The organism is Candidatus Allofournierella excrementigallinarum, from assembly GCF_944388085.1.
In the GTDB taxonomy this organism is placed as follows: domain Bacteria; phylum Bacillota; class Clostridia; order Oscillospirales; family Ruminococcaceae; genus Allofournierella_A; species Allofournierella_A excrementigallinarum.
Map to the genome: position 1 here is coordinate 40,407 of NZ_CALXHK010000009.1, position 13,865 is coordinate 54,271.

Below are 13,865 nucleotides of genomic sequence, written 5' to 3' on the forward strand. Positions count from 1 at the left end.
ATTTTTGCGAGGCTCAGGTCTTGACCTGATCGCCCAGGCGGGCGGCGCCCACCACGCCGGCGTCGTTGAACAGCTCGGCGGATTTGATCTTCACGCGGCGTTTGCCGTCGCGGGCGTAGTCCTCCCAGTCCACCTGGCGGCGCACCGGGTCCAGCAGGGTCTCGCCCTCGCGGGAGACGCCGCCCCCAATGCAGACGATCTCCGGCTGGAAAATGTTGATGACGTTGGTCAGGCCGCAGGCGACGTACTCCACGTACTTGTCGATGAGGCGCTTGGCCAGCTCGTCGCCGGCGCGCATGCCCTCAAAAGCGGTCTTGGCGTTGGTGTTGTTGATGTCGCCGTCCACCAGCTTCCACATCATGTTGTCCGGGTGAGAGAGCAGGGCGGCCCTGGTGTCCTCGGTGAGGGCCCGGGCGGAAGCGTACTTCTCCCAGCAGCCGTTGCGCCCGCACATGCAGGGACGGCCGTCCTTCTGGATGACCATGTGGCCCAGTTCCGCGCCGGCATAGTTGAAGCCGGCGAAGATCTTGCCGTCGATGATGATGCCGCCGCCGATGCCGGTGCCCAGGGTGATGACCACCGCATAGCGCGCGCCCTTCGCGCCGCCGGCTATGTATTCGCCGTAGGCCGCCGCGTTGGCGTCGTTTTCGATGAACACCTGGCAGGGCAGCAGCTCCTCCATGTGGCGCTGCAGCTCCCAATCGCGGTAGCCGAAGTTCGCGTTGAAGTCCACCACGCCCAGCTGGCTGTTCACGCTGCCGGGGGTGCCGATGCCCACCCACTGGATGTCGTCGAAGGAGAGCTGATTCTCGGCGAGCACCCGCTTGCAGAGGTCGGCGATCTTCTGCTCGATGGCTTCCTGAGGCTGAGGCAGGTCGGTGGCGCAGGTGGACTTGGCAATGATGTGGCAGTCCTCGTCCACGATGCCCGCGGTGATGGTGGTGCCGCCCAGATCGACGCCGATGGTGTACTTTTTCATAATATTCCTCCTATACGTTCCACAACAGGTTTATTGTGCAGTTTCAGTTCCTCCAAAAGCCGCCGGGGCGAAGAGTTGACCACCAGCTCCTCGGGGAAGTCTATCTCCTCCAGCAGCCGGACCAGGCGCCCTACCCCCGCCTGCATCTGATAGATGGAATGGGCGTCGGAATTCAGCGCCACCGGGCAGCCGGCCTTTTTGCAGGCCAGCGCCAGCGCCTTCATATTGCCCGCTCCTTCCGGGCGCACCGCCCAGGAGTTGCCGTTGAGCTCCACCACCTTGCGACGCTCGGCAAACACTTTTGCCACCCGCTCGTAATCGTAGACATGCCTGGCCTGCTCGGAATGGCCGATCATGTCCACTGCCGGGTTTTCGGCAACTTTGAGCCAGAGGTCCGTGGCCTGTTCCACCGTGAGCGTGCCGGGCAGGCAGTCGGTGTGTATGGAGGCGATGACCCAGTCCAGCCCGTTCAGCACTTCCGATGGAAGGTCCAGCGTGCCGTTCACATCCATCACGTTGGCCTCCGCGCCTTTCAGCACCGGGATGCCTTCCAGCACGTCCGGCAGGCGGCGGATATTGTAGAAATACCAGATATGGGGCGAGTCCGGCATGGCCGTCCCGTGGTCGGTGACCGCAAGGGCGCAGTAACCCATCTCCTTCGCCGCCCGCGCCATCTCGGTGATGGTGTTGAAGGCATGGTTGGACACAAGGGTGTGCGTGTGCAGGTCCGCAGCGATACGATACAAAATTCTATGCTTCCTTTCCCGTTAAATGCCCACGTCGTCCTCAAGGCCGAGGCGGGCCAGCAGCTCCTTGGCCGCGTTGTAGCCCATCTTTTTCTGGCGGTTGTTGATGGCCGCCGTTTCCAGAATGACCGCCAGGTTGCGCCCGGGCATGACAGGGATCACCGTGCAGGGGATCTGCACGCCCAGGATGTCGTAGGTGTCGTTTTCCAGACCGGTGCGGTCGTAATTCTTGGTCTTGTCCCAGGGCTCCAGCTGGACCACCAGGTCCACCCGCTCGCTGACCTTGACCGCGCCGATGCCGAACACGCGGGCTACGTTCACGATGCCGATGCCCCGCAGTTCGATGAAGTGGCGGATATTCTCCGGCGCGGTGCCCACGATGGTGCGGTTGGAAGTTTTGCGCAGTTCCACCGCGTCGTCCGCCACCAGACGGTGGCCGCGCTTCACCAGCTCCACGGCGGTCTCGCTCTTGCCCACCCCGCTGTCGCCCAAAATCAGGATGCCTTCGCCGTAGACCTCCACGAACACGCCGTGACGGGTCACGCGGGGGGCCAGTTCCACGTTCAGGATGTTGATGAGGGAGCTGAGCAGCGTGGAGGTGCTCTCGGTGGAGACCAGCAGCGGCACCTCATACTGGCGGGCAAACTCCAGGAATTCCGGCAGGACTTCCAGCCCGCGGCTGATGATGACCGCGGGCGGCTTCAGCGAGAGCATCTTTTCCAGATGGCGGCGGCGGTCCGCCTCGGGCAGCTCCTTCAGATAGGAGATCTCCACCATGCCGCAGATCTGGATGCGGCTGGCGTCAAAATACTGGTAGTATCCCGCCAGCATGATGCCCGGACGGTTCACATCCGCGGTGTAGATGGGAATGTCGGACAGTTCCTTGGGCGCATAGATGGTATCCATTTTCAAGGTGGCTGCAAGTTCGCTCAGTGGTACGGAAAACGCTGGCATTCAGAACACCCTTTCTTTTTTTGGCAGGGCCCGGACGGGCGCCGCAAAGCCCGTCTTTGCCGGTCCGCGCAGGCGGAACGGCCCACGCCTGCCTGCATATAAACTCATTATATAATATACATCCGGGAATGGCAATTCTCAATCGGTGCGGGATGGATTTTTGTATCCCATCACAGAGAACGAGCCGGCCGCTCCTTGGGGCAGCCGGCTCGCACCGCGCTGTTTTCACACCATCCGCAGCAGGCAGTAAAAGCTCACCGCGCCGGGCCGGAACATGCGCCCGTCTTCTTCCGTTGCCCGGCAGAGCGCCTCGTCCAGATTTGCGAAGCGGCTGCGCAGGAGAAACACGTCGTTCCGGCGGCCCAGTGTGTCGGCCACCAGTTCCTCCAGCAGGCCTTTCACCTCTTCGTCGATGGCCTGCTCCAGCTGCCGGTCCTGCCCGGGCAGCGCGGCGCCTTCCGGGCTCACCAGCCTCTGGATATCGCCGCTGAAATGCACCGAGAGCTCCATGCCCCCTTCGGCAAACGAGGGCTCAAAGCGCAGTTTGGGCGAGCGCACCTGGAAGCTCACCGAGAGCGGTTCCAGCGTAAGTTCCAGCGCTTTTGCCTGGCCAGCCAGCAGCCGGGCCAGCTGTGCCTCTGCACCCTTCCAGACGGCGTCGGGCTTTCCCTCACGGTAAAGGGTCAGCTTTTCAAAGACGGCGTTTCCCTCCTGCACCGAAAGGCCCGGGATGACGCCGCTGCCGCTCTGCACGCTGAACTGGTAGAGAAAGGTCCTGAAAAGGCCGCGCTTTTCCAGCTGCTGCACGCTGGAGAGAAAATCGGCCCCCTTTTCCTGCAGCTTTTCAAAGGCGGCGGGGCCCGCGTCCAGCCCGTAGACCGCCATGTTCGGCCTGCCGCTGGTGTTGCTGGCAAGGTAGCGGCAGGCATCGAACACGCCCTCACTCATCAGCTTCGGCCCAATAAAGAGCAGTTCGCTCTGGCCGTAAAAAAGGCGGCGGCTCTCGCTCTGCTCGGCGTCCAGCAGCGCCTCATACACCGTTTCCCCGCGCCCGGAAAGGCAGCGGGCCTGCTCGCTCACCTGGCCGGTGTCGGCGTTGGGGGTGGCCTCCAGCACCAGCAGCCGCGCCTCATACTGCCGCTCCTTCTCCACATACACCGCTTTCACCGAAACACGGTCGCCCAGTCCGCTGCTCGTGCATCCGGCCAAAAGCGCCGTCCCCAGCAGGGCGAGGCAAACCAGCCAGCGTTTCATGCGTTCCTCCCCCTCTCATTCCAAAGACGGTTCAGCGGCGCCGCCAGCAGCGCGAGCGCCAGCAGGATCTGCTGAACGGCCATTGCCGCCGATTCGTTCTGGTTCCAGGCTGCCAGAAACACCACCATCACAGCCGCCAGCGCCACCCAGTAAGGGCAATGGCCTTTACACGGCTTAACGTTCTGCCAGAGTTTGATGAATCCGGCAAAATACAGGCTTATCTTGATGAGGAACAACAGCAGCCACACCCCCACATGCAGTGCGTCCAGCCGGCGGAACACCGACAGGCCGCCCAGCCGCGCAATGGTGTAGACTGGCTGGCTTTCGCTGGTATATGCCGCGCCCAGGGTCATCTCCCCCAGCAGGGCCAAGAGACCATTTGCCAAAAATACAGCTCCGATGATTTTTGCGGCGCCCCGGCTGCTTCCGCCTTTGGGGCATAAAAAGGGAAAAAGCAGCAGTTCCGGCGGCAGGTAAAAGCGCGTCAGCGCCAACTGTGCCAGCGTTCCCGCGCTGGCCGTCGGCGTTTGAAGGCGGCTGAACTGCATCTGCCCGGCCACCGACCAGCCCAGCACCAGCACCGACGCCGCCGCCAGCGCAAGCACGGGCCAGGCCGCCCGCCCCAGTGCCTGCACTCCGGCAAAGGCGCCGTAATAGGCCGCGCCGAACACCAGGATCAAGAACAGAAGCGCCGTCAGCTGCTGCTGCATCACATAGTTATAGAACCGTTCTCCCTGGATGACCTCCAGCGCGATGGAGAGCACCAGCGCACCGCACAAAAGCAGCGAGCGGACGGGCCCTGGCTTTCCGCCACCGCACCACCGCAGGTAGGCCGCCATCACCGCGCACAGAAAGGCAAACTGCAGCGCCCCCGACAGAATAGCCGTGCGTGCGGGCAGCACTTCCATCTGCCGGCCGAAAGGCTGGATGAAGCTGTCGGTCAAAAAAGCAGCCAGGACCAGCGTTCCCGCCTGCTTTCGCTCAAAAACGAACTCACGATCCATAGTTTTCCTCACCACCGGGCAGGTCGTTCACATCGAAGGGATGGCTCGCCAGCCGCTGCCAGGGCATGCGCAAAAGGCCGTCCCGCAGGGCGCTGCGGCCAAAGGGCACCAGCGGCGATGTGTAGGGCACGCCGAAGGAGTGCATGCCGCAGATGCTCACCAGCATCAGGAAAAACATGGTCACCAGGCCAAAGGGCCCGAACAGGCCGCCCGCCAGCACGAACAGCACCCGCAGGACCGTGGCGGGCTCATACAGCGACGGGATGACGAAGATGGAGATGGTGGTCAGGGCCGCTACGATGAGCACCGGCGTGCTCATGATGCCCGCCTTGGTGGCCGCGTCTCCCACGATGAGCGCCGCCACGAGGCTCACCGAGTGTCCGATGGGCTTGGGCAGGCGCAGGCCGGCCTCCCGGATGATCTCCAAAAGGACGATGACCAGCATCATCTCCATAAACAGCGGCAGAGGGGTGGCTGTCTCGGCGGCAGCCACCTTGTAAAGAAGCTGGGGCGGGAACAGCTCCGGGGTGTACTCCGCGATGGAGACGAACAGGCCCGGCAGCAGCACCGACAAAAAGAACGCCGTATACTTGAGCAGCCGTACGGCGCTGGCGAAGTAGGCCTTGCCGGCATAATCATCCAGGCTTTGGAAGTTTTCATTGAAAAAATACGGCACGATCATCGCGAAGGGGCTTGCGTTCACAAGAACTACGATTTTCCCCTCGCATATTTTGGCGGCGGCGGTCACGGGGCGCTCGGTATAGCCCACCTCCTGAAAGAAGCTGAAGCTGCCCCGCTGGAGATAGGGCGCAAGATACCCGCTGTCAAACAGCACGGGCAGGTCCACCGCCTGGAGTTTTTGCTCGATGGCTTCGACGAATCCCGGCTTTGCAAGCGTTCGGTCGTACAGCATGGCCACCTCGGTGCCGGTGCGCCTGCCCGCGGGAAAGATTTTGATGGTGAGCGATCCGGTGCGCACCAGCCGCCGCACAAGGCTGACATTGATGCGCAAAAGGTCGCAGAAACCTTCCCGTGAGCCGCGGATGTCCCCTTCGCCGGAGGGCTCCTGCACCGAGCGGAACTGCATGTTCTGGGTGGAAAGCACAACAGCTTTACGGCATCCGTCGATGAGCATCACGGTGGTGCCCGCTGTCAGCTGGGTGCGCAGCGCGTCGAAGTCCTCCACAGGCGCATTTTCTACCGGCAGGTCGGTCTGGTGCTGGATGTAGTTGAACAATTCCCTGCCGTTTGAGGGCTCAAAATGGCTCTCGTTCAGCATCGAGAGCATCACCACCCACAGCCGTTCCAGGGTGGAAAGCCCCTCAAAAAAACACAGGCAGCAGGGCACGCCCCGCACGTTGACAGGTTTTGCATACAGGTCGGCGGAATTGCCAAACATCTCTTTCAGGCGGGCAACATTCGCATCCAGCGAATCAGTCAGGGGTCGCGGCATCGTTCTTCACCTCGCTGCTTAGTATGCCCCGCGTCCGCCGTGTCAAAACCATTTGCCGGGAGGAGTTTTGTATGCTGGTGCTCGTGCTGCGCACATTGATGATCTATCTGCTCATCGTGGCCGCCATGCGGCTGATGGGCAAACGTCAGCTGGGGGAACTGCAGCCCTCGGAGCTGGTGTCCACCATTCTCATCTCCAACCTCGCTTCCATTTCCATTGAATCCCCCGAGGTGCCGCTGGCGGCAAGCCTTGCGCCCGTCTGCCTGATCGTGGTGCTGGAACTGTTTTCCTCTGCGCTTTGCTATATGAGCCCCACGGCGGCAAAGCTATTGTCCGGCACGCCGGTGGCGGTGATACGGGGCGGCAAGATCGACCAGAAGACCCTGCGGGAGCTTCGGTTCAGCGCCAGTGACCTGCTGGAAGCGCTGCGAGGCAAGGATATTTTCGACCCATCGGAAGTAAACTACGCCCTGGTGGAGACCAACGGCACCCTGAGCGTGAGCCGGATGCCGCAGAAGGACACCCCCACCCGGGAGGATATGCAGGTGCCGCCGTCTGAAGCGCGAACGCCCATGGTGCCGCTCGTGATCGACGGGCGGGTGCTGGCGGACAATCTGGCCTGGTGCGGCAGAAACGAAAAGTGGCTTGACAAGGTGCTGCGGCAGAACAAATGCAGCCTGCGGCAGGTGCTTTTGCTGCTGGGGGACGACTCCGGCCAGGTGCAGCTGGTCAAAAAAGAGAGCCGCTGAAACCAGCGGCTCTCGGTCAGAAAGGATGATTCGATGAAACGGGTGCGCGCAGCCTTCGGGCTGCTGGCTTTTCTCGCGGTGCTCATCGTGGCCAGCAGCATCCTGGTGCAGACCACCAACGACGCGCTTTTAAATGACCTGGACAGGATAGGGGCCTTCAACGCCGCCGGAGACTATGAGGCGGCGCTGGAGGTAATAGAGGGGATGAACAGCTTTTTCTCCCGGCGGGAGCACTGGATGGCGCTGTTCATCAAGCGGGACTATCTCAGCGGCATCGCCATGTGCCTGGGCGGGCTGTCGGCTTATGTGGGCCCGGATAACCAACAGGACCTGCAGAGCGAACTTGGAAAAGCCCGCACGCAGATCCTGATGACCGGGCATTTATTTTTCAGCATGCTTTGAGGAATGGCCGTTGAGCATGTCTTTCAGTTCGTCCATGAAGGTGTTGATGTCGCTGAACTGCCGGTAGACCGAGGCAAAGCGCACATAGGCCACTTCGTCGATCTTTTTCAGTTCATCCATGGCCAGCTCGCCGATGTGCATGGAGGTGACCTCCCGCTCATAGCTGTTCAGCAGCGTCTGCTCGATGCGGTCCACCGCCGATTCCAGCGTCTGGTAGCTGACCTCCCGCTTCTCACTGGCGCGCAGCATGCCGCCCAGCAGCTTCTGGCGGTCAAAGGCCTCGCGGGAGCGGTCCCGCTTGACCACCATCAGGGGCACGGTCTCCACGATCTCGTAGGTCGTGAAGCGCTTGGCGCAGCTCAGGCACTCCCGGCGGCGGCGGATCTTCTCTCCGTCCTCGGTGGGGCGGGAATCGATCACCTTGGAATCCAGTTCGCCGCAGTACGGACATTTCATGGCAGTTTCCTCCTTGGCTGGTGAGTGGGCGGGCGGAGCGCCGCCGTTGAATCAATATGCAAACAGTATAGCATATTTTCCCGCAAAGAAAAGATTTTCAGCCAAAAATTCTGCTGTTCAGTTCTTCGTACAGCGCCTTTGTGGCCGCTTCGTCCGCGCCGCTGAGCACCACGGTCTTCCCCTGTGCCTGCATCACGATGCAGGCGTCACAGCCGGTGTAGGCATAACGGGTGTAGGAGCCGAAAGCGTCGTTGCGAAAAGAGCCCAAGGAAAGGCGGGGCGAGCCGAACCCGTTGACGCGGTTCCCGGCAGGGATGCCTTCGGCATATTCGATGCTCTCCACGTCGGCGTAGTTTATCTCAGTGTCGGGCCAGTAGCTTGCTTCGATGCTCAGAGCATTCTCTCCCACGGTATAGCGGATGTCTCCCGTGAAAAGGAGCACCGGCGTGCCCACCACGGCGACGGCCAGGATCACAAGGACGACGCCCGTTACGGCACGGTCCGCTTTGGAGCGGAACAGGCTGCCGTTCCAGCTGCCATCCCGGACCTGTTTGCGGTAAAGCCAGTAGGAATAAACACAGGGCACCGCCGCCAGAACGAGAATGGCAGCCAGCATCCCCGCGGCCATGGCGGCCCCTGGCAAAAGGCAGACAAGCAGCAGCACAAGGCCGCCCGCCACCCACACTTTGCCGCCTATGCGGTGGGTCCGGTTCCAGTTTTCTTCGTTGGCCAGCGTCCAGGGCAGGCGGATGCCCAGCGTGGGGTTCTGCTTCATTTTGGGCATGTAGTTGCCGATGACGAGGAACATCAGGCCGAGGCTTGCGGGCACAAGGCGCTCCCAGCCCAATTTTACGTCCCGCGCCACAGCCCAGGCGCCGGCGCAGTAAAAAAGCGAAATGCAGGGCAGCAGCCAGTAGACCAGTTCCAGTGCCTTTTTGCTCTGGCCGTTGTGCCGGTTGGTGTGAAAGGTAAGAAGCAGGCACAGCCAGTGAGCCGCCAGCATGGCGGCAGGCGTCCCCAGGCAGAACGCGAGCTTTGCGGGGCCGCTCCAGCCGGGCAGCCGCTCCCACATCCCAATGCCAGCCAGCGCAGGCAGCAGGATGAGCGCGGAGCCGGCCAGCGCCTTGCGTTTATTCAATCGTTTCATCCTTTTCCTCCCCTTTCAGTGTGGTGAGCCAGAGAAGGATCTCCTCCAGCACCGACGCGTTCAGTTCATAATAGATATATTTCCCTTCCCGCTGGTCCCGCACAAGGTCAGCCTCTTTCAGCACCGAAAGGTGGCGGGAGATGGCCGCCGCCGACACCGGGAACTTTTCAGCGATCTGCCCCGCCGTCAGCGGGCCGGCCCGCAGGAGCGCCAATATCTCCCGCCGGGTGGGGTCGGCAAGGGCCCGCAGTGTGTCTTGCATCGCCATGGCGTCACCTCATTTAATATTTAACTTAACTGTTAATTATAATATAGCACCGCCCTTTCGCCTTGTCAATGGAAATGAACAACAAGAGCCGCCCTCCTTCCGGAGAGCGGCCCTTTGAGGCGCGGATCTATTTGGCCAGCAGTTTTTCCAGCGTTGCGATGCGCACACAGATGCACAGCAGCGTCGCGGCCTGCTCCAGCTCTGCGAAGCTGGGATAGGTGGGCGCAATGCGCAGGTGATGGTCGTGGGGGTCGATGCCGTAGGGGTAAGCAGCGCCCGCGGGGGTCAGCACGACGCCCGCCTGCTTGCACAGCTCCACCGTGCGCTTGGCGCAGCCGTCCATCACGTAAAGGCTCAGGAAGTAGCCGCCCTTGGGGTCGGTCCAGTGGGCGATGCCGGGGCAGCTGCCAAGGTCGCGGGCGAAGATCTCCCGCACAAGTTCAAACTTCGGCGCGATGATGGCCCGGTGCTTTGCCATGTGCTCCAGAACGCCCTTGCGGTCCTTCAAAAAGCGCACGTGGCGCAGCTGGTTCATCTTGTCGTAGCTGATGATCATGGAGCTCATGTTGTTCAGGATGTGCTCCACGCTTCTGCGGCTGGTGGCCACGGCGGCAACGCCCGCGCCGGGGAAGGTCATCTTGCTGGTGGAGCAGAACATCATCGCCCGGTCGGGATAACCGGCTTTGGCGCATTCATCCAGAATGGGCAGCACCTCATATACCTCGTCGGTGAGGGTGTGCACACAGTAGGCGTCGTCCCAGAAAATCTTGAAGTCCGGCGCGGCGGTCTCCATGGCGGCCAGGCGGCGCACGGTGTCGTCGCTGTAGGAATATCCGTCCGGGTTGGAATACACAGGAACGCACCAGATGCCCTTGACGCTGTCGTCATCCTTCACAAGACGCTCCACCACGTCCATGTCAGGGCCGGTCTCCAGCATGGGCACCGGGATCAGCTGGAAGCCGAAGTACTCGGTGACCTTGAAGTGGCGGTCATAGCCGGGGGTCGGGCAGAGGAACTTGATGTTGGTGCAGAAGCGCCAGGGGCGGATGGAGTCCACAAAGCCCGCACGCCAGCCCAGGTCGATGAGATAATACATGATGGACAGCGCGGAGTTGCCGCACACCAGCACCTGCTCGGGGCTGGGCACGCGCATCACGTCGGCGAAGAAGCGCCGCGCCTCGGGAATGCCCTCCAGATAACCGTAGTTCCGGGTGTCCACACCATTTTCGCCGATGTAGTTCTCCAGCCTCATCATGTCGGCGGAAAGGTCCAGCTGCTCCGGGCAGGGCTTGCCGCGGGACATATCCAGCTTCAGGCCTTTCTGCTTGAACGCTTCATACTTGCTCTGCTGGAAGCCGAGTTCTGCCTCCAGCGCGGCCCGGTCCATGGAACCGTACTCCTTCATTGCATCCATTCCCCTCTTGAATTATATTCCACTTTATGCGTCTGCCGGGCTGTCTGCTCACACCGCACCGCGGCCTTTCCCCTGCCGCGCAGCCCGGCTGCCAAAGCGTATGCGGATATTATAGTACAATTTCAGTTGGGAAACAAGCATTTTGCGCCCCTTTTGCAGGTACGAAAGCGCCAAACGAACATGAAACAGCCCCGCCGGACGGCGGGGCTGGCTTGCTTTTGGGAAGTGAGGCTCGGGCTCACACCTGCATGTTCATGGGGTTCTCGGCAGTCTCGGTGTCCACCTTGTCGAACTGATAGTCGTTGCCAGGCAGGATGGCGTTCAGCAGGATGCCCAGGATGGCTGCGATGGCCAGGCCGGACAGGGTGATGCTCACACCGGCCACCTGGAAGGTCAGGCCGCCCAGGCTGTTGAAGCCCAGAGCGCTCACCAGGATGACTGCGGCGATGATGAGGTTGCGGCTGTTGGTGAAGTCGACCTGGTTCTCCACCACGTTGCGCACACCGATGGCGCTGATCATGCCGTAGAGGATGAAGGAGACGCCGCCGATGATGGCGGTGGGTACGGTGTTGATGACCGCGTCAAACTTGGGGCTGAAGCTCATCAGAATGGCGAACAGAGCGGCGATACGCATCACGCGGGGATCGTAGATCTTGGTCAGGGCCAGCACGCCGGTGTTCTCGCCGTAGGTGGTGTTGGCAGGGCCGCCCAGTAAGCCGGCCATGCTGGTGGCCAGGCCGTCGCCCAGCAGGGTCTTGTTCAGGCCGGGCTCGCGGATGTAGTTCTTACCGGTGGTGGCGCTGATGGCGGCGATGTCGCCGATGTGCTCCATCATGGTGGCCAGAGCGATGGGCATGATGGTCAGGGTGGAGGAGATGTCAAACTTGGCCAGGGCGCTGGTGTGGATGGGGATGCCGAACCAGTCGGCCTGGGCGATGGGCGTGAAGTCCACCGCGCCGGTGACCAGAGCCACAACGTAGGAAACCAGCACGCCCAGCAGGATAGGCAGGATCTTGACCATGCCCTTGCCCCAGATGTTGCAGACTACAACGGAGCCCAGGGCCACGAAGGCCAGCAGCCAGTTGGTGGCGCAGTTGGTGATGGCGCTGGGGGCCAGGATCAGGCCGATGGCGATGATGATGGGGCCGGTGACCACAGGCGGGAAGAAGCGCATGATGCGGCCGATGCCGAACACGGTGATGAGCAGGCTCATCACCAGATAGACAAGACCCGCGAACACAACGCCGCCGCAGGCGTAGGGCAGCATCTCGGTGTTGGGGGTGCCGTCGGCGGCCATGGGCGCCACGATGGCAAAACCGCCCAGGAAGGCGAAGGACGAACCCAGGAAAGCGGGAACCTTGCCCTTGGTGATCAGATGGAACAGCAGGGTGCCCAGGCCTGCGCACAGCAGCGTGGTGGACACATTCAGGCCGGTCAGCAGCGGCACCAGAACGGTCGCGCCGAACATGGCGAAGGTGTGCTGCACGCCCAGGATGATCATCTTGGGCACGCCCAGCTGGCGGGCGTCAAAAATGCCCTCGTTCACTTTCTCATTCATTCACATTTTCCTCCTCTTGCTCTTTGCTGCTCTATTCTAAAAAGCCTGCGGAAAGCCGCCGGCGTTATAGAAAGCTCAAAAAAAGAGGCATTGGTGTTAAAGCACCAATGCCTCTTGGGGAAGTAGAAATACCACCGGCGAAAAAGCCAGCGAAACGTTCAGCAGGGCCAACTTTTTGACACGCATGCTCGCCGCCTCCTTCGCAAATTTTTTACATTATATCAATTCTTTTTACAAAATGCAAGCCTTTTCTTTCACAAATTTTCGGCGTTCAGGATCGACCGATCCTTGACGGCAGACAGCCGATAGATACGAAAAGCTACCGCTATGGTATTCCCCATGCGGCGGCATACATAAGTTAAGTAAGGTTTGAAAGAACTTACAATTTTAAGATCGTTTTAATTTCGAGTATAGATTTCCCCTCTTGTCGCAAATCCTTAATTCTCTGAATCTGCACTACACTCTGCTCTCGCTTATAGCGTCGTGTTAAATTTTCCTCTGCTTGTTCAAAGGGCAGCATTCCTTCTTCTGTATAATATTTTAATGTGCTGTATCGCACATTTGTAAGTCTAACTAATTCGCCAATTGTTACATATTCAGAATTTTCAATGACCTCCATGCTTCTTTGTCTTGACATATCAATCAACCTCGTTAAATATTAGAGAACATTGTAGGAATAATTGCAGCCATCTCCAAAGCTTCAATATGTTGAATCATTTCTTTTGCAAGCGTTCCTGCTTCACTCTTTTTGATTATAACTTGACATGGTGCCTTTTCCGTTTACTGTGCAAATCATGTACTCCTGTGTAATTGATAAATCTTTCATTTTGTCGCCCTCCTTATTACTTATCAGTTATCACTGACTACTTACTACTTACGAAATAATGGTAACACGATTTAGAAATTTGTCAATACCTTTTTCAGATATAAGTTATTCAGTCGAAAAAACGGTATTCTTTCAAATGCTTCAAGTGCCGCTGTCCCCACAAACCGGCAGACTGCCCTTTTTCGGCTGGTAAGGTAAGATTAGGAAATGGGATTTCTCATACCGATCGAAGAAAACAAATAATCCGAACCCATCTCCTGTCGGAAACAAGTTCGGATTATATTGGCTTGTGTCAAGACGTCAGCGATGATAAAAAATCACCGTGGTGCATTGCTCTCCACACTATATACACGATTATACGGAGAAATCTGTGGGCTTTGTCTAGTGTGCTCGCCGCGCACACTAGACAAGGAGGAACCCCCTGGGTAGTGTCAAGTATTTTTCGCAAAATGGTTTGCAGGCTCTGGCATGAGTGAAGTCAGCCAGCGATGGAGGCGTCCTCAAAAGCAGCCTCCAGGTGCTTCATGTTCATGTACTTCTTGTTGCCCCACTGGGTGCCGGCCACATGGCGCAGTCGGGCGCAGACCAGCATGAGGGCGGAGTTGCCGTCCGGGAAACTGCCCACCACACGGGTGCGGCGGCGGATCTCCCGGTT

The 13,865-nt window shown here is 59.9% G+C and carries 14 protein-coding genes and 1 pseudogene; 2 read left to right on the forward strand and 13 right to left on the reverse strand.

Going from position 1 to position 13,865, the window contains the following annotated elements; genetic code table 11:
- Positions 1–13: 13 nt before the first annotated feature.
- The 6 genes from ACH2AT_RS03035 to ACH2AT_RS03060 form a co-directional block, all read right to left on the reverse strand.
- A complete protein-coding gene (locus tag ACH2AT_RS03035; protein ID WP_394963506.1) occupies positions 14–979 on the reverse strand; it encodes an ROK family protein in 966 nt (321 codons plus the stop codon).
- Positions 976–1,725, reverse strand: coding sequence for a phosphatase (locus ACH2AT_RS03040; protein ID WP_394963508.1), 750 nt, complete (start codon positions 1,723–1,725; stop codon positions 976–978). Before ACH2AT_RS03040 ends, ACH2AT_RS03035 begins: the two co-directional genes overlap by 4 nt.
- Before the next feature lie 21 nt (positions 1,726–1,746).
- Positions 1,747–2,679: an HPr(Ser) kinase/phosphatase gene (hprK, locus tag ACH2AT_RS03045; RefSeq protein ID WP_177521538.1), complete on the reverse strand. Its 933-nt coding sequence runs from the start codon at positions 2,677–2,679 to the stop codon at positions 1,747–1,749.
- Positions 2,680–2,904: 225 nt separating this feature from the next.
- Positions 2,905–3,933 (reverse strand): hypothetical protein, encoded by a 1,029-nt coding sequence (locus ACH2AT_RS03050; RefSeq protein ID WP_394963510.1) that lies wholly within the window; start codon positions 3,931–3,933, stop codon positions 2,905–2,907.
- On the reverse strand, positions 3,930–4,937 hold the full coding sequence (locus tag ACH2AT_RS03055) for a GerAB/ArcD/ProY family transporter (RefSeq protein WP_394963512.1): 1,008 nt from the start codon (positions 4,935–4,937) through the stop codon (positions 3,930–3,932). The genes ACH2AT_RS03050 and ACH2AT_RS03055 overlap by 4 nt, the downstream gene beginning before the upstream one ends.
- Positions 4,927–6,390, reverse strand: coding sequence for a spore germination protein (locus ACH2AT_RS03060; RefSeq protein ID WP_394963514.1), 1,464 nt, complete (start codon positions 6,388–6,390; stop codon positions 4,927–4,929). Before ACH2AT_RS03060 ends, ACH2AT_RS03055 begins: the two co-directional genes overlap by 11 nt.
- 71 nt (positions 6,391–6,461) lie before the next feature.
- Between ACH2AT_RS03060 and ACH2AT_RS03065 the strand changes: the two genes are divergently transcribed.
- Both ACH2AT_RS03065 and ACH2AT_RS03070 read left to right on the forward strand, forming a co-directional pair.
- On the forward strand, positions 6,462–7,139 hold the full coding sequence (locus ACH2AT_RS03065) for a DUF421 domain-containing protein (protein WP_394963516.1): 678 nt from the start codon (positions 6,462–6,464) through the stop codon (positions 7,137–7,139).
- Between the two features lie 33 nt (positions 7,140–7,172).
- Positions 7,173–7,541 (forward strand): DUF4363 family protein, encoded by a 369-nt coding sequence (locus tag ACH2AT_RS03070; RefSeq protein ID WP_394963518.1) that lies wholly within the window; start codon positions 7,173–7,175, stop codon positions 7,539–7,541.
- On the opposite strand, the gene nrdR is transcribed toward ACH2AT_RS03070, so the two are convergent.
- The 7 genes and pseudogenes from nrdR to ACH2AT_RS03105 all read right to left on the reverse strand — a co-directional run.
- The gene (gene nrdR / locus ACH2AT_RS03075) at positions 7,521–7,997 is read right to left on the reverse strand and encodes a transcriptional regulator NrdR (RefSeq protein ID WP_394963520.1); all 477 of its coding nucleotides are present in this window, start codon (positions 7,995–7,997) and stop codon (positions 7,521–7,523) included. The genes ACH2AT_RS03070 and nrdR overlap by 21 nt on opposite strands.
- 97 nt (positions 7,998–8,094) lie before the next feature.
- Positions 8,095–9,144, reverse strand: coding sequence for an SdpI family protein (locus ACH2AT_RS03080; protein ID WP_394963522.1), 1,050 nt, complete (start codon positions 9,142–9,144; stop codon positions 8,095–8,097).
- On the reverse strand, positions 9,128–9,412 hold the full coding sequence (locus ACH2AT_RS03085) for an autorepressor SdpR family transcription factor (protein ID WP_394963524.1): 285 nt from the start codon (positions 9,410–9,412) through the stop codon (positions 9,128–9,130). The genes ACH2AT_RS03080 and ACH2AT_RS03085 overlap by 17 nt, the downstream gene beginning before the upstream one ends.
- Positions 9,413–9,539: 127 nt before the next feature.
- Complete coding sequence (locus ACH2AT_RS03090) at positions 9,540–10,817, reverse strand: aminotransferase class I/II-fold pyridoxal phosphate-dependent enzyme (RefSeq protein ID WP_394963526.1); 1,278 nt, start codon at positions 10,815–10,817, stop codon at positions 9,540–9,542.
- Positions 10,818–11,064: 247 nt separating this feature from the next.
- On the reverse strand, positions 11,065–12,384 hold the full coding sequence (locus ACH2AT_RS03095; protein ID WP_394963528.1) for a uracil-xanthine permease family protein: 1,320 nt from the start codon (positions 12,382–12,384) through the stop codon (positions 11,065–11,067).
- Between the two features lie 379 nt (positions 12,385–12,763).
- Complete coding sequence (locus tag ACH2AT_RS03100) at positions 12,764–13,021, reverse strand: helix-turn-helix domain-containing protein (protein ID WP_394963530.1); 258 nt, start codon at positions 13,019–13,021, stop codon at positions 12,764–12,766.
- Between the two features lie 667 nt (positions 13,022–13,688).
- Positions 13,689–13,865 (reverse strand): annotated as a pseudogene (locus ACH2AT_RS03105) (IS256 family transposase); the annotation flags it as partial.